11 protein-coding genes and 1 pseudogene are annotated in these 18941 nt (G+C 68.1%); 3 read left to right on the plus strand and 9 right to left on the minus strand.

The features are described from left to right. Positions 1-515: 515 nt before the first annotated feature. A complete protein-coding gene (locus J2Z30_RS48670) occupies positions 516-2399 on the minus strand; it encodes an ATP-dependent nuclease (RefSeq protein WP_044582631.1) in 1884 nt (627 codons plus the stop codon). 320 nt (positions 2400-2719) lie between these two features. On the opposite strand from J2Z30_RS48670, the gene J2Z30_RS48675 reads away from it, so the two are divergent. The 3 genes from J2Z30_RS48675 to J2Z30_RS48685 all read left to right on the plus strand — a co-directional run bounded on the left by J2Z30_RS48675 (position 2720) and on the right by J2Z30_RS48685 (position 9325). Next, positions 2720-3874 carry an exonuclease SbcCD subunit D gene (locus J2Z30_RS48675; RefSeq protein WP_044582720.1) on the plus strand — a complete coding sequence of 385 codons (1155 nt, stop codon included), beginning with the start codon at positions 2720-2722 and terminating at the stop codon, positions 3872-3874. Beyond that, positions 3874-6909 carry an AAA family ATPase gene (locus tag J2Z30_RS48680; RefSeq protein WP_044582630.1) on the plus strand — a complete coding sequence of 1012 codons (3036 nt, stop codon included), beginning with the start codon at positions 3874-3876 and terminating at the stop codon, positions 6907-6909. Before J2Z30_RS48675 ends, J2Z30_RS48680 begins: the two co-directional genes overlap by 1 nt. A gap of 139 nt (positions 6910-7048) precedes the next feature. After that, positions 7049-9325 carry a DEAD/DEAH box helicase gene (locus J2Z30_RS48685; protein ID WP_044582629.1) on the plus strand — a complete coding sequence of 759 codons (2277 nt, stop codon included), beginning with the start codon at positions 7049-7051 and terminating at the stop codon, positions 9323-9325. Between the two features lie 79 nt (positions 9326-9404). On the opposite strand, the gene J2Z30_RS48690 is transcribed toward J2Z30_RS48685, so the two are convergent. From J2Z30_RS48690 to J2Z30_RS50665, 8 genes and pseudogenes are all read right to left on the minus strand, one after another. Continuing rightward, positions 9405-9824 carry a hypothetical protein gene (locus J2Z30_RS48690; RefSeq protein WP_044582628.1) on the minus strand — a complete coding sequence of 140 codons (420 nt, stop codon included), beginning with the start codon at positions 9822-9824 and terminating at the stop codon, positions 9405-9407. A gap of 119 nt (positions 9825-9943) precedes the next feature. Then, entirely contained in the window at positions 9944-10141 is a 198-nt protein-coding gene (locus J2Z30_RS48695) for a hypothetical protein (protein ID WP_044582627.1), read from the minus strand. A 218-nt stretch (positions 10142-10359) separates the two neighbouring features. Next, a complete protein-coding gene (locus tag J2Z30_RS48700; protein WP_209469178.1) occupies positions 10360-11046 on the minus strand; it encodes a hypothetical protein in 687 nt (228 codons plus the stop codon). Positions 11047-11350: 304 nt separating this feature from the next. After that, positions 11351-13972, minus strand: a complete 2622-nt coding sequence (locus tag J2Z30_RS48705; protein WP_308280296.1) for an RNaseH domain-containing protein — start codon at positions 13970-13972, stop codon at positions 11351-11353. Then, positions 13969-17196: a hypothetical protein gene (locus J2Z30_RS48710; RefSeq protein ID WP_308280297.1), complete on the minus strand. Its 3228-nt coding sequence runs from the start codon at positions 17194-17196 to the stop codon at positions 13969-13971. Before J2Z30_RS48710 ends, J2Z30_RS48705 begins: the two co-directional genes overlap by 4 nt. A gap of 32 nt (positions 17197-17228) precedes the next feature. Further along, on the minus strand, positions 17229-17936 hold the full coding sequence (locus J2Z30_RS51585) for a restriction endonuclease-related protein (RefSeq protein WP_308280298.1): 708 nt from the start codon (positions 17934-17936) through the stop codon (positions 17229-17231). Between the two features lie 12 nt (positions 17937-17948). Further along, positions 17949-18068, minus strand: a pseudogene (locus tag J2Z30_RS52300) (hypothetical protein); the annotation flags it as partial. After that, entirely contained in the window at positions 18037-18381 is a 345-nt protein-coding gene (locus J2Z30_RS50665; protein ID WP_308280299.1) for a pPIWI_RE_Y domain-containing protein, read from the minus strand. The gene J2Z30_RS50665 and the pseudogene J2Z30_RS52300, both read right to left, overlap by 32 nt. Between the last annotated feature and the right edge of the window lie 560 nt (positions 18382-18941).

The raw sequence follows: 18941 nt of genomic DNA on the forward strand, positions 1-18941 counted from the left end.
CCCGCCGTCCGGTCCCTGGACCACGCCAGTGGTATGGACGTCCGTCTGGCCTACATCGCTGTCACTTGCGTGGGCCGCCTTCTCGACCGCGGCGGTCGGCCCTCGATCGTTACGTTTCCTGACAGCTTTCGCTGAGGTAACCGCCGGTGCAGCTCCCGCCCACGCCCGGCGAGGGACGACTTGCCGCTGATGCCCACACAGCGTCGGTGCCCGGCGTCGATCTCGTGCAAGCCGTCCGGAGGCTGATGTCAGTGCTGTGGGGAAGAATCAGCAGTGATGGAGGGAGGCGAGCATGTCTGCGATGCACGATGATTCTGACCTGCGTTTACCTGCTCCGAGTGGCTGCCGGTGGTGCGGGGTGGACGAGCGTGAGCACATGCAGCGGTGGAAGCCCCCGGTGGGCTGGCACAAGTGGGAGCCGCCGACGCTGGAGCAGCGTAAAGAGCGGATGAAGGCACGCCGACGCCGTCCCGGTGCGCCGAGGCCCGGGACAGGGCAGGCATTAATGGCCAGCTTTATGCTGCTAGCATCCTGAGCTGTTCGAAGACGGTTCGCAGCTGCTCGGGCACATCATTGGGGTCCTCGAGTGCCATGGCGAGCTCATACATCATCTCCGGCTTGCCGCCCGGACCTTCAGGACTCTGCTGCTGCAGGAGTTCCTGAACGCGTGCGCTGAACTTGCCCGTTCCGCGCTGTGCAGCGAAGTCAGCGGCCGTCCAGTCAGCGTCGGTGCGCCTCCAGATTTTGTTGGCCACTTTGGCCCAGAGCGTGTCGGGGAAGATCTCCTCCAGCTCGTTGAACTGCTCGGTGCCTGCCTGACCCGGCTCGGGTTCGCCGATGAACTTCACGAAGTCGGGTGCCGCGTGGCCGAAGAACTCGGTCAGTTTGGCGGGCTTGAAGATGCTCTTACGGACGTTGCGGCTGTCGGCGTCGACGACCAGCATCATCGTCCGGCCGTGCTGGGCGAGGTAGCGGGCCAAGTGGAGGGCGCCCTCGTTGTTGAAGCACGCCCACAGCGCGATGCCGGCTGCTTGAAGGGAGATCCCCTCGCACAGGCGGAACAGCAGAGGGAAGGCGCGCTGCTCGGTTTCCCCCTCCACGGCCAGGAAACAGCGTTCGTGCAGCAGAACGGAGTTGCGCAGACCAACCGCTGCGGCGATCCGGCTCAAGTGCAGGTCGATGTCTACTCCGACCACCCCGGCGCCCAGACGTTCGACGGTGGTGCGGTGATCGTGCAGCTTGAGGTGGACCACGTCGGAGATGTCGACGCCGTCGATGAGGTTCATCGAGTGGGTGGCGACTATGACGTTCACATGCGGCAACGCGCTCTGCTCCCGGATGAGCTGCATGATCTTGCGCTGGTGGTGATAGTCGAGGTGAGTATCGGGCTCGTCGTAGACGACGATGTTCTGCACCGGGGGCGGTTCAACGTCGGCGTCGCCGGTGGCGCCAGAAGAGGGGTCGCTGCTCTCCTCGTCGGCCAGCAGTTCGCTGGTCCACTCCCAGACAGCCAGCGAGACCCGGCGGTTACGGCCCAGGCCGGAGCGCTCCAGCCCCATGACTTCCCCGGCAGTGCGGGACATACGCAGCGGTGCCGAGCGGAAACCTTGCCCGAAGGAGATCTCCGGCTCTACGAACACCTCTTCCAGGTCCGGGCAGCGGGTGCCGATGTGGTCGCACAGTGACTTGGCATCGATACGCAGCCGCTCCTTGACGTCGTCCTCCAGATCATGCAGACGCCCGCTGAGTTCAGGATCGGTCATATGGGCCTGGAAGCGGCTGGTGAGCGCCGTCTTCACGGCAGCGTCGGGGTGCGCGGTCTTCCCATCGAAGGCCAGTAGACGTGGCATGCGCTTCTCCAGCCCCGTGGGCGCCGACTGCCACCCCTCGGTGCTGGAGTGCTCTGCGATATGGGTACGCAAAGCGGCTTCCAGGTCCGCCCGCCGCTGGCTGGCGGGCTTCAGGCCAAGCTCGGCCACGAGCTCCTTGAGGGCGGGAACCAGGTGGGAGGAAAGATCTCGTAACCGCTCGTCATCGGCCAGCGGCCCGAACAGCTCCAGATGCGGAACGAGATCCTCTCCCGACCGCCGCCGCACCCGCACCTGGGCAGGCAGGTCGAAGACGGACTGCTCCCAGGTATGGAGCGTGAACGTTCCGGTGACCGTCGTCGTTGCGCAACGCCCGCTGATGGGCGGCGTATCGCCGTGACCGGGCTGCTGCACGTAGGTACGGTCGTCCTGCTCCAACTTGCGCGCACCGACCAGGAAAGCGAGTGCGTCCAGTACCGCGCTCTTTCCGCCATCGTTGTGGCCGGCCAGGATGGTCGGCCTGCTCACCGGTATGTCATCGATATCCCTCAGGGAACGGAACCCGCTCACCGCGAAGCTGATCAGATGCACTGCCTACCCGCTCCGTACCCTCGTCCGCCCTCACTGGACTGGCGCGTATCGTCAGCAAGCCTGCGTGGGGCGTCACTTCCGTCTCGAACGCACCATCCTAGGACCTGCCGAACCCGGCTGCACCGCCAGTCACCACGATTGATCAAGCCGAATCGATCCGCCGCTCCCTTCATCACGCGGTCCGCGGGCGGCCCCTCTTCATGACAAACCGCCCCGGACGTCTGCACCAAGACCGTCATATACCCCAAAGTTCTCTCAAGGGAGACTGTTTATCGGGAAAGCATCACGCCCCAGCCGCCTCATAGCTACGGTCAGTGTTCATGCGGATCCTGCACACCTCGGACTGGCATTTGGGCCGTCAACTCCATCGCACGCCGCTCCTCAAGGAGCAGCACGCCTTCCTGGAGCATCTGCTGGAGACGGTGCGGCGAGAAAGCGTTGAGGCTGTGGCCGTCGCGGGCGACGTGTTCGACCGCGCCATCCCGCCGCTGGACGCAATTGACCTGTTCAACTGGGTCCTTGGAGAACTCGCCGATCTCCAGGTGCCACTCGTCATGATCAGCGGCAACCATGACTCGCCACGCCGGCTGGGAGTCAACGCCCGGCTCATCGAGCGCGCCGGGATCCACCTGCGGACCGGCGTGGAGGACTGCGCCCGCCCCGCCGTCTTGAACGACGAGCACGGACCGGTGGCCTTCTACGGCCTGCCCTACCTCGAGCCGGGCCTGGTCCAGGCACACTTCAGAGCGGAAAAGCCCAGTCATCACGCCGTGCTCAGTGCGGCCATGGACCAGGTCCGCGCCGACCTGGCAGCGCGTCCCGGCGGCACCCGGTCGGTCGTCCTCGCCCACGCCTTCGTCACCGGAGCGGACACCAGCGAGAGCGAGCGCGACATCACCGCCGGCGGCGTTCCCTCCGTCGCTGCCTCCGTATTCGCCGGGGCCGACTATGTAGCGCTGGGGCACTTGCACCGCTGCCAGCAAGTCAGCGAGCGCATTCGATACAGCGGATCTCCACTGGCCTACTCCTTCTCCGAAGCAGATCACCCCAAGGCCATGTGGCTGATTGACCTGGACGCCCACTCCCGCCTCACGGCACGCAAGCTCCTATGCCCGGTACCCCGCCACATGCGCCAACTGACCGGCGCTCTGAACGACCTGCTGATCCGCCCCGAGTACCTCGAGTACGAAGAGTGCTGGCTGCACATTACGCTCACCGACCATGACCGGCCGCACATGGCCATGGAACGCCTGCGGCAACGCTTTCCCCACGCCTTGAAACTGAGCTTCTCCCAGGAGCAGCACACCAACGACGAGTCCTACCGGACACGCATCAACGGCCGCACCGACCACGACATCACGCTGGGCTTCCTTCACCACGTCACCGGCGCTCCGGCCACCGGCCCGGAGCAGGACCTGCTGCAAGAAGGACTGGAAAGCGTCCGTACCGAAGCCGCCGCGCGAGAGGCCAGCTGATGTATCTCCACCACCTGACCGTCCAGGCATTCGGCCCGTTCGCGCGCACGGAAGACGTCGACTTCGACGCCCTGACCAGCAGCGGCCTGTTTCTGCTGCGCGGCGACACCGGAGCGGGGAAGACCAGCATCCTGGACGCGGTCTGCTTCGCCCTCTACGGCACCGTGCCCGGCATCCGCCCCACCCACCGCCTGCGCAGCGACCACGCCCCCACCGATACACGCACTCGGGTCGTCCTCGAATTCAGCGCAGCCGGCCGCCGCTTGAAAATCACGCGAACGCCCAGGCAGACCTACCCCAGCTCGCGCGCCAAAAGCGGCGTTGCCACCGCCGAAGCCACCGTGCAGCTTCACCAGCGGACCGGCACTGCGGACAGCCCCGCAACGTGGGATCCGGTCTGTGCCAACCACCAGGACACCGTCAAGGAGATCGAGGCGGCCCTGGGACTGTCCAAGGAGCAGTTCTGCCAGGTCGTCCTCCTACCCCAGGGAGACTTCGCGAAATTCCTGCGAGCCGATGCCAAAGACCGCGCCGTACTGCTCCGCCGGCTCTTCGACACCGGACGCTTCCAGGAACTGCAGGCATGGCTCACCGACCGCAGCAAGACCACGAAAAAGGATCTCGACCAGGTCGCCACCGCCGTACAGCAGCTCAGCGAACGCATCGACCAGGAGGCAGCCCCCTTCCTCCAGCAAAGCGACACCGACACCGACGCGGACCAGCCTGCCCGGCCCGACGCCCAGCACCCCGCCGACACCCTCTCCTGGGCCCAACGCCTGCTCACCCTCGCCCAAAGAGCCCACCTCACCGCCCTGGCCGACGAAGAACACAGCGACCAGGCCCACCAGCAGGCCAAAGACCAACACCAGCGTGCCACCGAACTCGACAACCACCAACGCCAGCACAACCACGCCCTCGCCCGACGCGCCGCCCTGGATGACAAAGCCGCCGACCACCCACGCCTACGTGAAGACCTTGACAAGGGCCGCCGCGCCGAACACCTGCGTCCCCTACTCGACGGCCTTGAGCGCACCACCCTCGCCCTCCAGAAAGCCAGGACCGCCGAAGGCGAAGCCCGCACGCTACTGCCTGCCGCCCACCTCCATGACGAGGTTGCCCAGCTGAGAGCAACCCTCGAACAGCACCACGCCGAGCGAGGCCGCGTCGAAGGACTGCTGCCGGACGAGCAGCGCCACGCACAGCTCGGCGCACAGATCGCAGAACTCGACATCAAGGAACAGCAGGCACAAGCCGACCTGGACGAGGCCGCACATTGGCTCACAGCATGGCCCGCCTTGGAAGCCGAGCACACTGGCCTCCTGGAAGGCATGGTCAAGGCCGCGGATCAAGTACCGCAACGGGAGAAGACCGTCCAGGCGCTGGATACACAGATCGAAGCGGCTCGCCACCGCGACACTCTCGCGACCCGGCTCGCCTCAGCCGCAGAAACCGAGACCCAACGCGAAGCTGAAGCACTCCAGGCCAAGAAAGACTGGCTCGACCTGCGCGAACGCCGTCTGGACGGTATGGCCGGAGAACTGGCCACCCAACTCACCGAGGGAACCCCATGCTCGGTGTGCGGCTCGACCATCCACCCAGCTCCGGCACAGCCACGAGCCGACCAGCCCAGACGCGAGGACGAGGACAAGGCCCGCACCGCCCATGAACAGGCCGAGGCCGCGCACACCCAGGCCAGCCGTGCCCGCAGCGAACTCGCCACCCAGCATGCACAGGCGCTTGGAGCAGCAGGGCCCACCCCTCCTGACGAGCTCGAGTCACAGCTTCAGGAAGCCCGGAAAGCCCACCAAGCCGCATGCGACGAAGCCGCCAAGCTGCCCTCTGCCCAGGAGGAGCTGGCCCGGCTCCAGAGTGAGTGCGACACCCGCACCCAGCAACGCCAGGAAGCCAAGGACCGGCTGACCGAATGCCAGCTGCGCAGCAAGGCCCTGGCCCAGCAGCAGATCACCATCGCCAGCGCCCTGGACACCGCACGCGGCACCGCCGCGACCCTCGGCGATCGCATGACCGAGCTCACCCGCGCCGCGGAGCGCTTGACAAGCGCCATCGACGCCGCCCAGACGACAGCCGACGCGGCCGACCGCCACCGTGACGCGACTGCCGCCGCCGACCAAGCAGCCCAGGACGCCGGCTTCCCCACCCGTGAGGAGGCCGCTGCCGCACTGCAATCCCCAGCCCTCCTGCAGCAGTGGAGCAAGGAACTCGAGCAGTGGGACAAGGACGACGCCGTCGTCACCGACACCCTGAAAACCCCGGACCTGCTCGAGGCCAGCATCCAACCTCCCGCTGACCCGCAAGCCGCGGCCGATGCTCTCCTGCGTGCCGAAGACCGCATGAAAACCACCGCCGGCGCGTCCCAGCAGGCCCGTGACCGTGTCACCGCGCTGACCGGACTGATCGCCGACCTCGAAGCCCGCCTAAGCGACATCGAACCCCTTCAGGCGCGCCACACCCTGGCCGACCGCCTCGCTGGCGTCATGTCAGCCACTACCACCGCCAACACGCGCAGCATGGAACTGGAGGCCTACGTCCTGGCCGCACGACTCGAAGAGATCGCCGACGCGGCCAACATCCGACTGCAGGCCATGACCTCAGAGCGCTACCTCCTCCTACACAGCGACGAGAAGGACGTCGGCCGACGCGGACGTCTCAAGGCAGGACTGGGACTGAGAATCCTCGACACCTGGACCGGCACCGAACGCGAAACCTCCACCCTGTCCGGCGGCGAGACCTTCACCGCCTCCCTCGCTTTGGCCCTCGGCTTGGCCGACGTCGTCACCCAGGAAGCCAGCGGCCGCCCCTTGGGAACCCTGTTCATCGACGAGGGCTTCGGCACCCTAGACGACCAGAACCTGCAAGACGTGATGGACGTCCTCGACCAGCTGCGCGCCGGCAACCGAGCAGTCGGCATCGTCAGCCATGTCGCCGAACTCGGCCGTCGCATCCCCAGCCAGCTGAACGTGATGAAACACCGCAACGGCTCCACACTGCGCCCCTTGATCAGCGCCGATCTGTAACTCCAAAATCACCGCCCGAGGTTCACCACCGCCTGCATGCTCTCCAGCCCCATAACCTGCACCCAGAGGGCGGGACACCCCCTGCCTCGCCCTCCCGCCCAGCCCATCCGCCGAACCAGCACCGGAGCGGTACACCCCCATGCCCCCTTCCGACATCACACTGCGACCGCACCAGAAGGAAGCCGTTGCAGCCGTCGCCCAGACCCTGCGGGACAACGCGCGGGCGAGTGTGATCGCGGCGTGCGGGACCGGAAAGACTCTGATCGCTGCCCGCACCACCGCCCGCATCACCCCTCGCGGGAGAGTGCTGGTGCTGCTGCCGACACTGGACTTGCTGTCCCAGACAATCCGTTCCTGGCGGGCCGCGGGTCGTAAGGGCACCGCGGTCGCCGCGTGCTCGGCCCGCCAGGCCCTCGACCACGAGCCGCTCAGCTCCAGCGTTCCCATGACCACCGACCCTGGCGAACTCACCACTCTCACCACACCCCAGCAAGGCCCGGTCACCGTCTACGCCACCTACGCCTCCCTGCCCGCCGTCGTCATCGCCCACCGCGACCACCACCTGCCACCTTGGGACCTGACAGTCATCGACGAGGCCCACCGCACCGCCGGACGCCTCGGCAAGGCATGGGCCGCGATCCACCACGACGACCAGGTCCCCGCGGCCCGCCGCCTCTACCTGACCGCCACCCCCCGCATCTGGGACCCCGACGACGCCCAGGACGCCGACGGTGCTGAGATGGTGGCCTCGATGGACGACGAAAGCCTGTTCGGCCCCGTCGCCTACCACCTCAACCTCTCCGACGCCATCGACCTCGGCCTGCTCGCCGACTACCAGATCCTCGTCCCCGTCGTTACCGACCAAGACCTGCGCGACTGGCTCGCCACCGGCCCCGGCGCCGGCGTCGACGCACTGCGCCTGGCCGGCCGCCAAGTCGCCGCACTGCGAGCCATCCAGGACCACCGGCTGCGCCGCATCCTCACCTTTCACCACCGCGTTGCCGACGCCCGCGCCTTCGCCACCACCCTGACCGACACCGCCGCCACGCTTCCCGCCGAGCTGCGGCCCGAGGGGCTGTGGGCGGACTGGATCAGCGGTAGCCACGCCCCCCAGGTCCGCCGCCGCCTCCTGCTCGAGTTCACCTCTCACACCACCCTCGACGCCCCGGCCGTCCTGTCGAACGCCCGCGTCCTGGGGGAGGGCATCGACGTGCCCGCCATCGACGCCGTCGTCTTCGCCGACCCCAAGAACAGCCCCGTCGACACCGTCCAGGCCGTCGGCCGCGCCCTGCGCCAAGAGCCCGGCACCGGCAAGAAGGCCACCCTTGTCGTCCCCGTCTACCTCACTCCCGACGAAGACCCCGAAGACCTGCTCGGCGCCGACGCCTACACCCCGCTGTGGCGCACCATCCAGGCCCTGCGCGCCCACGACGACCGCCTCGAGGCTCGGCTGTCAGACCCCCGCACCCACCGCCTCACCACAGCTCCCGAAGACCCCGACGCCTGGCTCCGCTTCGACCGCCCCACCCAGGCCGACGAAGTCGCCCTCGCCCTCTCCCTGCGCGTGCTGGCCCCCAAGAGCGCCGAATGGCGCCGCGGCCTCGCCGCAGCCCGCCGTTACCGAAACACCCACCACCACCTCGACGTCCCCCAAGCCTACGAGGACCTCGTCGGCTACCCCCTGGGCCGCTGGCTCACCTGGCAACGCCACCTGCACACCAAAGGCACCCTGGACGCCGTACGCGTCCACGCCCTTGAGCGCCTCGGCATCATCTGGGACCCCCGCCAGCAGGCCTTCGACCGGGCCCTGGCCCACGCCGCTGCCTATGCCGCCCGCCACGGCCACCTCGCCGCCCCCGTCGAGGAAGTCCATGACGGCTTTCCTCTCGGCCGCTGGCTGGCCACCCAACGCACCCGTGCCGGAACCCTCACCGAGCAGCGCGCCGCTGCCCTCACTGCCCTGGACCGGTGGTGGAACCCGCCCTGGCCAATCACATGGCAACGGGCCTACCACGCCGCCCGTCAGAGCCTGGCAGACAACGACACGGCCTCCCAGACGCAGACATGGCTTGAAGCCCAGCGCGCACGTTTTGACCACCTGCACCCCGAACAGAGAGGTCTGCTCGCGCAGTTGGGGCTTCATGGAATGTCCGATGAGCCCGCCGTCGCAGCGCCGGAGAGCCTCCTGCCCGCGCGCGAGCGTGCCTTCCAGCGTGGGCTGGCCGCCGCCCGGATGTTCCGCGAGCGCGAGGGCCACCTCGACGTCCCCCAGCGGCACGTCGAGGAGATCGAAGGCGAGGAGGTGCGGTTGGGACAATGGATGAGCAACCTTCGCCGCCGCCGCTCCCGACTCAGCCCACAGCGGCAGGCTGCCTTGGCCGAGCTCGGCCTACAGATCCAGGATGCGCCGTCCTGATTACTGCACTTCGCATTGCGACGTCCGCTGAACGTCCCGTCGGGTTTCCTTCACACCCATGTGGTTTTGGGCGGTGAGGTCAGGGCTGGACAGTCCCGTGTTGCGATGCGGGAAGGGAGCTGGTCTCGGGGGTGCTCAGCGGCGCAGGCACCTCGGGCGGCAGTACGAGAGCAGGCAACATGATCTGCCCGTCGACGTAGCGGGCGGTGCGGAGGCGTCGGTACCAGGCCCGAAGCCCCGCCCGGATGAGAGTGCGTCGGGAGGCGCGGGCACGCCGGTTCCAGTCGCGGCGCTGCGCTTTCCACTGCCGGTGTTGGATGCGGTTCGCCTGCATCGTTACGGCGTCTGCGGACTCGCCGGGGTGCATGGCTTTGACCACGATGGCGATGGCGGCCGCGATCGTACGGATGAGCACGATCAGCATCGTGAAGAGCAGCAGCGGCAGTACGACCTTCATCGGCGTACCCCCGGCTACCAGGTCGGAGATCAAGCCGTTCATGTCTTCCTTGGCGTCGGGGTCTTACACGAAGCCCAGCGGATGCTGGTCCGGTGGGGAAGGGCCCCCGAGCACCCCGGGGGCCCTTCGCTACGACTCCGTACCTGGCGCTCACGAAGTCTCTACAGCCGGGCGACCTGCCCAGGCAGGTCAGTACGCTCCGGCTCATCGGCGTCCGGGGCAAGGACGAGCCGAGGCAACTGGACGGCAGGGGCCGGCGTGAAGAGCCGGAGCACCCACGGCAGAACTGTCTTCCATCCGATGGCGGTTAGCGCGATCAGCAGAACGCCGAACGCGATCGGTAGCGTGATAAGAGGCACGTCAGACTCCTAGTTCTGACTGGCCCGCTCCTACCCCCGTAGGGATCGGGCCGGTCTCAGGGCCGCCCCCGCATCTGTTGGCGCAGGCCCAGGGGCGGCTTCCTTGTCTTTCCTTTCCGAAGTGAGGGGCCACCATCTCTCGGACCCTCAGGGGAGTGGCTAGCTCCCCCCGCCCTCGTACGGAACCTGACCGGTGGCCCGTACGGGAGCGGGGCGCTCTAGTCGCCCTCCTCCCGGGGCGAGGGGAAGCCGAGATGCCTGAACTTGCCCTCACGCCAGGCCTTCCTGACCTTGCGCATGGCCTTCCACTTCAGCGTGGCGACCGCAGCGGCGGTGGTGGGCGGCTCAAGCCATTCCGCGACGACGGCGTTCGCCTCCCCGAGGACCTGGGCGAGAACGTAGACGTCGGCCTCGCGCTTGGTCAGCACACCGGAATCGCGGATTCCCTGCACCGTCTCGATCAGTTCGTGGTTGTAGGACAGGATGCCGTCGAGCTGCGGGTCGTTCACGCTCTTCGCCCGCAGAATCTCCAACTTCTCCTCGCCGACCAGGACCTCGATCGTGGCGCGCAGCTTGCTCAGTTCGTTCGTGACGCACCGGTTGAGGTAGGACTCGAGGTGTTCAACCGGGCCCTGGTTCCGCAGCGTTCTCTCGAAGCTGATGAGGATCTTCTGCCACATGTCCTCCGCCCTCGGCCGGCCGGCATTCTTGACCATCCGTGCGATGTGGAGCCCGCTGTGCTCCATGGCCTGAGCCAGCTGCGCGCGCGCCGTGTCGGAGAGACCTCCCGGAATGTCTGTCGAGGTCATGTCCTCGGTGGTGGTGAGCTGTCCCGCGCGGGCCGGCGGCCCTGCTACTAGCTCGGGGGATGCGGGGCGATCGCCGCCTTGCATCGCTTCAGCCATCTGGTGCTCCTGGTCGAAACGGGTGGGACACCACCTCTCAGTCGACCGGGAACCTCCTCATCACCATGCCCGGACACATCTCTTTGGCGAGCCGCCGACGTCTTCTAGGGGCTCTTAGGCCGGAATTCACCCATCCAGGTCGCCCACACACCACTAGGCGTGTCCATCGTGTGACAACGCCCGGAGGGAAGAACCAGCGCGCCAGCCCCGCCCGATTCACAACGGTCGGGCCCGGCAGGACGGCAGCAGCCGACAGGCTGCCAGCTCCGCCAGCACGGCTCTGGAGCCGACGCGCACACTGCCCCTACTCGCTCAGCCCTTCCTGGTCGACGAAGCCGGGATGCTTCTCATCAGCGCTCTTGGCGAGATGCAGGGGCGCGGGAAGGTTGGTTCGCCCGTCCCACATGGCGGCCTGCTCGGAGATCCGCGCGGCAAGACCGGCCAGCTGCTCCTCGCGCCAGCCGCCGTGGTGGGCCATGACGTATTCGGTGCGGGTCATGGCATGGAAAGGAGCGCCCATTTGGGCCAGTTGCCCGCCGGGCAGGGTACGGCGTGTGTACTGGGTGCCGGTGCGCTGGCCGCCGGCGTGCTGGCGGGACTGCCCGGAAAACAGCCAGGACACCACACCGCCGTGATCGTGACGGTAGAGGATTTTCTCCGGCATGACCGGCTGCAGCGGGTTGGCCGGCAACTTGCCCCCGCCCCCGGCGCGCCGTGACGGCTGGGGTGTGCCCTGCCCGTTGCCAACCCTGACGACCGCCACATCCCGTCCCTGCGCCATCAGGCTCTGTCCGGGGACAGCGCCGTCCCCGAGCCGGTCGTTACACAGCCCGGGCCAGATCCGCTCACGCTCCTCGGCGAAGACGATGATCGGATACCGGTCACCGAGCGCGGCCAGAGCCCGTTCCCCATAGGTGCGCACGTTGTGCGGACCCTCGTGGTCCTCCCGCAGGTGATGCCCTCTTTTGCCGATAGGACCGGCATGGTGCAGGGCCCGTGCCTGGGCCAGAGGGCGCCAGCCCTGGTCGCTGTACATCAGGGTGGGCCAGTAGGCGTCCTCGCCGAGCGGGATCCGCATGGCGACCAGCGTGATGGCGAGGACGGCCGGTCTGCGGGGTCGGCCGGGACGTTCGCCGAAGCGGTGGTAGCGGGTCCACAGCCCTACCGCTACGGCTTCCCGGTCCAGGGCGGTGTCCTTGGCGTTGCGGTGGAAGGCGGTGGCGGCCAGGCGGTTGTCGATGAGGCCGGAGTCGCAGTGCAGGCTGCCGAGCGCGATCTGCACCGCATGGTCGTCCTTGTAGGCGACGTCCGGCTCCGGCAGACCAGCGTTGCGGGCCCTGGCCCGCGCGACCTTCTCGGGCGTGTTCAGCCGGTAGGGATCGCCGGGATCGGAGTCCATGGTGATGAACTGCGAGGGGATGCCGCGCTCGGCGAAGAGCCCTTTGAGCGCATGCTTGGCGTCCGTCAGCCCGGCCTCCTTCTCCTGCTCGCTGGGGTAGTGCGTCTCGCATAGGGCGGAGACCAGCGCCCGCCCAGCACCGGGCTTGAACCAGGGCAGCGTGTTGAGGATCAGGCTGCGGTCGTGGCTTCCGTGGCGGACGAGCTCGGGCAGCCGCACCGCCACGAGCTCGTACCCCGGTGCCAGCACCACCGGCTGTTCATCGGGCAGATCGGCCAGCTCGGGCCGCGTGTAGTCGCGGGCCAGCTGGCCCATCACCCGCGTGCGCCACGGCGCCGACTCATACAGCACGACGGTGCGCACCGTATCGAGACCGGCAATTGCCATGGCGTCGGCCATCTTGCCGGCCGGCACGTAGGGCGGCAGGCTCCCGCCCGGCTTACTGATCTTGATAGACGTGCCGGTGTAGACGAGGGGCTCCTGATCGAAGACCTGCCCGGCGTGTTCCTCGAGCCGGGCGTGGAACATCGCCCCGGCGCCCTTGTCGATCGGGTGCTTGCCCGTGCGGTGCACCCCGCGCACCTCTGTCAGCTCGTCCAGCCCCGTCAGGGGCGGCTCGGGCAGACGGCCGACGCCGCATGCCTCGACGATCTGTGCCGTCGCCCCGCGGTAGCGGACGGCCGCGGGCTGCATGAACCCGTCCGGCCCTTTCTCCCAGCGGGTGGTGATCGGGGCCTTGAGGATGATGTCCGGGTTGACGGGATGGCGCAGCAGGACGTTGCGGATGCCCTTGTAGTGGGTGGCGACGCGCGAGATCCGCGCCGACAGGTGCGCGATCAGCGTCTTTCCGCCTGGGGCGGGTTCGACCTCGATGTTGATGCGTTCCATGGCGTAGCCGGCGATGCGTCGGCGTTTGCCGCTTTCCTCGTCGATCCATGTCCGTTCGTGGACCAGCGGGGCCTGCCAGGCCAGCAGGTCACCCTCGGTGTCGAGGTGGAACCGCAGCGGAGGCAGGTTCTCGTCGAGCGGGAGCGGCTGGGCGGCCAGCATGCTTGCCAGCCGCCACCCGGCCACCCGAAACACCCAGCGGGGACCGGTGATCCGCCCCACAGGGTCGCGGTGCAGCAGCGAACTGAGCGGCTGGGGCCCGTCGTCGGACAGCTGCAGCAGAGCAGCCAGCGTGTCGCGGCCGCCATGCCCGTCCAGCCGCGTCTCCCACTCCCGCATCACAGTGCGCACCGCGGCCTCGTCCAGCGCTCCGGGCGTGACGATCACGCTCCGCCCGGCCCATCGGCCGGTCCTGGCAGGCCGGTCGTGGTTGGTGAACATCAGCCGCTCACCGGTCACGGCGCGCGCAGCCGTCTGCAGGGACGCGATCGGCTGCACGGCATCCTTACCGCGGGGCCTAGGCAGCCGCCGCCAGGCCGGCGCGAACGCCTCATTCTGCGGATAGGCATGCACGGTGCCCAGCAGCCGGTCATCCAGCAGGAAGGACAGGGTGAACAGGCGGCCACGCTCGTTACTCACCACTTGTAGGTCTCCTGTTCCTCGTCCTCGGATCCGGTGGGGGAGTGCTCCGCCAAGCCCAGCAGGGCGTCGGTCATGGTGGTGCCATAGACGGCGTCGATCAGCGGCATGTGGTCCTCGTCCTGCCATTTCCCGCGCAGCTGCCCAAGGAGGGCAGGCAGGGTGGAGTGGGCGGCGGTGTGGGTGAAGGCGGCGTCCAGCAGCCGCAGCCGCCCCGGGTCCCCGCCGCGGCGGGTACGCCCGCCCAGCTGGATCAGCCGGGTCAGGATCTCTGCGACGACGGCGAGCTTGACGTTCTCGCCCAGCGACTTGAAGTAGCCCTCGCCGCTGCGGATGTCGTCGAAGATCTGGCCCGCCGTGATCCGCAGCCGCTCCAACTCTGCCGCGGGCTCCGGGCTGGGCCGCCGTCGGCGGTAGGCGAGGGAGTTGACCAGCGACAGCAGTACCGGGGGGTCTTCCATCACCGGGACGGGCCGGTTGACCAGGCAGGCCACATGCAGCAGGGAGCGCCCATCGCGGTCGACAATGTTCAGGCCGCGCTCGACCCGCGCCATGGGAGCGATCAGATACCGGCACCGGCCTCGGCCCACGGCATGGGGAAACTGCTCGAGCCGGTTGCTGGGAATGGGCACCCAGCCGGGCGGCATCCGCTCCAGTGCAGCCATGTCCTGCGGCCGCACCGCCACGCAGATCTCCGATGCCGCGACCCCTACGGAGATCATGCCGCGCGCGAGCGCCGGACCGGCGTTGTAGGCGGTCGGCGCGAGCAGCGCATACGCCCGGTGTGCGGTAGCAGGGTCGGCGGCTACCGCATCGAGCTGCGGGGGAAGGTCCTGGCCGACGCTGCGCCCCATGGCCGTATAGGCGCGTTCTCGGCCGGCCCCCTCGGTACCCGACACCACGATGCCCGCCCCGTCGTCCTGGCCGGCCTGCAGCTCGACGGTGAGGCTTCCGTTGACGTCGTCCGGCACGTACCAGGACGGCTCCGGCAGGAGGTGATGACGCGGTGCGTACGGCATGAACGCCGTTGCGGACATCCCGATCACCGCCCGGCGGGTGCCGGTATGGGCGAGCGCGGTCACCTCGCCCAGGTAGGCCAGGTGAGTGTGTGGGTCCCCGACATACGATTTCAGTCGCAGCGCCGTCTGGTGACGGTCGGCCGGGTCGAACGTCTCGGAGAACGCGAACAGCGCACGACCCAAAGGGCCGTACGGGGCAGCACGCCACGGCACGTGCGAGGCCAGCGCGTCCACGAGACTGTTACCGGCGGAGATCCCCGCCCCTTGCAGCGGCGCCGCGACCCCGACGATGCGGTGCAGGATGCTGCGCATCTCCTCCAGATACGCCCGCCGGGCCGCCAGCAGCGCCAGGGAGGACAGCCGCCTCTCGTCCGTCTCACCGGTGATCGCCGAGAAGGCTTCCCCGATGCACTTGAGGGTGGCGTGGGTGAGCCGGTCCGACCCGCCGGCCAGGTCCGTGACCGAGCACAGCAGCTCCCTCAGCTCCGCCAGCCCCTCGACCTCATCGGAAAACTCCAGCGGCCCCTCCCGCTTGTAGAGCTGGTTGACCGCCTGCATCTGCTGCGCGGTGGGCCGCTCACCCGCCTCCAGCTTGAAAATCCGGGAAGCGAACATCCCGTCCCAGCGGCGCGGAACGACCATGCTGCGCCGTTCCCGGTCGGGATGGATGACCCCGCCGACGAGGTGGGACACATAAGACTCGGCCAGCCACACCAGGTGGTTGATCAGCGGCCGCAGATGCTGTTCGAGGCTCATCGGCAGCCGGTGGCAGTGCCGCCGGAACTGGCTGTCAAGATCACGTACAGGAGTGTGCTCCGCACCGTCCTGGGCCAGCAGCACCTGACGGGCCGCCCGGTCGAACGCCTGCGCCTGCAGTGCATCGGCCTCGTCGATGATCACCAGATGGCTGCGATGCAGCAGCAGCTGCTCGGTGGTCATGCGCCGTCCCGGAGCGGGCCGGCCCGCCACCGGTGCGTGGATGTGCCCGGTGAGGAAGTTCGCATGGTTGGTGACGAGGATGTCCGCCGACGCCGCGGCCCGGTGGTGGCGGAACTTCCCGCAGCCGCCGCGCCACGGGCACGAGAGGGCCTTGTCCGCTTTTGGCCCGTTGGGTTTGAGCTGGTCGCACGGCTCCTGGCCCGGCGTCCAGGCATCCACCGCTTCGGAGGAGGTAGTGGCGTGCCCGGTCAGAGCACAGCTGTAGGACATCTCCCGGTACACCCAGGTCCTGAAGTCCGCGTCGTCCTGCGGGTTGCCGGCCGTCTGCTCGGCCAGCTCCTGCATGGAGGCGGGAGAGACGACCGGCGTGACCTGTGCGGAGATCTCCAGGTCGTCCAGGTCCTGCTGCAGCCGGTACACCGTGGCCAGGACCTGCGCGTTCTGCGGAACGACCAGCGAGATCACCCGGCCCGTCTCGGCGCCCCACACCGCGACGAGCTCGCTCAGGACGTTCTTGCCCATGCCGGTGGGGGCGTGGAAGACCCGCAGCGGCCCGGCCTGAACCCGTAGGAGCTCGCCCACCTCAAGGCCGTCGCGGCCGCGGGCGTGCCGCCTGATGTCCGCGACTGCCTTGCGCCGGTAGTCCTGCCCGCGCAGCCCATCGAGCCGGCCCGCGATCTCATCCAGGTCGGCAAAGGGGATCACTACCTCGTCCGCGACCGGGGCATCGCCCAGCTCCTGCACCACGCTGGGAGCAGCAGGACCCTGGTAGTCGAGGTCGTAGAAGACATCCACCACCCGACCGGACGGGCTGAGCGGATCCCTGATCCGCAGGTCGCTGACGTAGGAGCCGGGCGGCGCAGGCTTGGGCAGCAACTGCCCCTTGGCCGCGTTGTCCTCGAGCTCGTCCAGCAAGGCATCGATGAGGGCTTCCTCATCGCCGACGGGCAGGACCAGCACCTGCTCCTCCCCGTCGGCTGGGGCGAACTCGACCGCCTCACCGCTGTCCAGGACCGCTGCCGTCTCCGTGACAAACACGGCCCGGGAGGCAAGCACCGCCGGCCGCTGCCGCAGCATCCGCGTGATCCGCACCTGATCCCGCACGGCCAGAGCGGGCCAGCCGTCCCACAGATGCATCTGCCCCGTGGCCAGGAAGTGAGCATCAGCAAGATCCACCGCACGCCGCCATGCCGCCTGCTCCTGCGGTGCCCGGTTGGGGAACACCCGCGCGGCCAGCAGGATCGCCGCCCGCACCGTCAGAGGCACACTGACGGAGTACCTCGCACTCTTTGGCGACGTCATGCGCCCATTCCCTTCAGCCGCTTCGTCACGGCCGCCTTGAAACGGCTGACCGTGAACACGGTGTAGCGCTGCCCCTCAGCCGTACGCAGCGCATCGAGTCCGGCCTGAAGCTGATTGACCTGGCTGCGCCGGTAGTTGGGGACGACCACCGTCTCCCCGGCAGGCGGCCGGTCGACGATCGTCTGCGCGTCCTGGTGGTCCTTGACGTCCACCCGCCAGCGATGCCCGTCCGCCAGGTAGACACCGACATCCCACTCGTCCAGGTTCTCCCAGCGCTCGACCCGCACACCCTCCTGCTTCTCCAGCCACTGCATCAGGCCCACCTCACTCAGCCCAGGACAGGTGATGTACCGCCACACCCCCCAGTCCAGGCACAACACGCTCTGTGCCGGCTCCGCAACCGCCAACCGGCCCAGCCCACCGGTCAGTACGGGCGGCCCGCCCCGCTTGTCACTGCCCGCGGCAAGACCGAACCGGCTCTGATGCGGTGGATACTCACACCGCAACTGCCCACCACCCCGCAGCACCATCGGATACCGGCACTGCGGGCAGGGCCACAACCACGACGAAGCACCCGCCCACACCCGGTCAGAGGGAACAGGCCGGTACACGTCCATCCGCGCCGCGCCACGGCGCGAGTACTCCTCGACCAACGCCCGCTCCGTGCCGTAGGGCACCTCGGTCAGCATGGTCCGCGCCGCCACATAGCCAGCCTGCCCGCCAGAGCGGATGTGCCGAAAGACAGCCCGCTCCGTCTGCTCAGCCGTCTGCCGAACCCACGCCGGAAGCCACGCCCCACCGAGATTATCCGTCGCCCCCGTACAGCGCCTCCAGATAGTTCATGCCCGCCTCGAAGGCATCCTCGGTCAGCTCCCCGTTGTCCGTCAGGACAACCAAATCCCCCATAGCCGAAGGTAGTTCGTCCCAGGCCAGAGGCACCCACTCTCGCAGGCGCACCGGCAGCAAGCCGATCATCTCGGCAGGCGTCGAAGGGCCGGCTCCCACCGGCAGACTCGACAAAAGTACCCCGTGCATACGGGACAATTCCCGCCACGCACGAGGTTCCTCAACCCGGTTGATCCACGCCGCACCGGCTCGCAGAGCAGCAGTAATGATCCTCCGAGCGGCAACATGATGACTAACAGGCACAGCTCATCACCCCTCTACGCCCCACCAGTGGTATTCGGGGCCATTCCAGACGGGCCAACAACTTCCGGAACATACACCCCGGGTCTGACAACGCCCACGAAAACTACCGAAGAGGGCCCCGCGACAGCGGGGGTACACAACGATCCGGACATGCCGGCAGGCATGCTGCGGGGCTACGAGGCTCCTGCCTCAACCCGTCCTGTTGGCCCGTCAGGGCCCAGGCCCACAGCCCCGGCAGACCAAGGGGGAGGGGAGGGCAACCGGATAAGTGTCTAACGAACCATTACGACATCACGGCGCCGCAAGGCGCCGACACACACCAACCCCCTGCCCGTCAGGGCAGGGAATCCCAACCACTTGAACCCAGAGTCATGCCGTCAGGCATGACACCTGGACATGTGACAGCGGGGCCGCCAGGCCCCGCCCTGTCTGTTCCTGTCGCCCGTCAGGGCGACACAGCCAACCCACAGTCATGCCGTCAGGCATGACGACGCGTCAGTTTACGGGCCGTCAGGCCCGTAGTGGCCGTCAGGCCAACGTAAGAGCCGTCAGGCTCTCCG

The organism is Streptomyces iranensis, from assembly GCF_017874715.1.
Lineage (GTDB): Bacteria > Actinomycetota > Actinomycetes > Streptomycetales > Streptomycetaceae > Streptomyces > Streptomyces iranensis.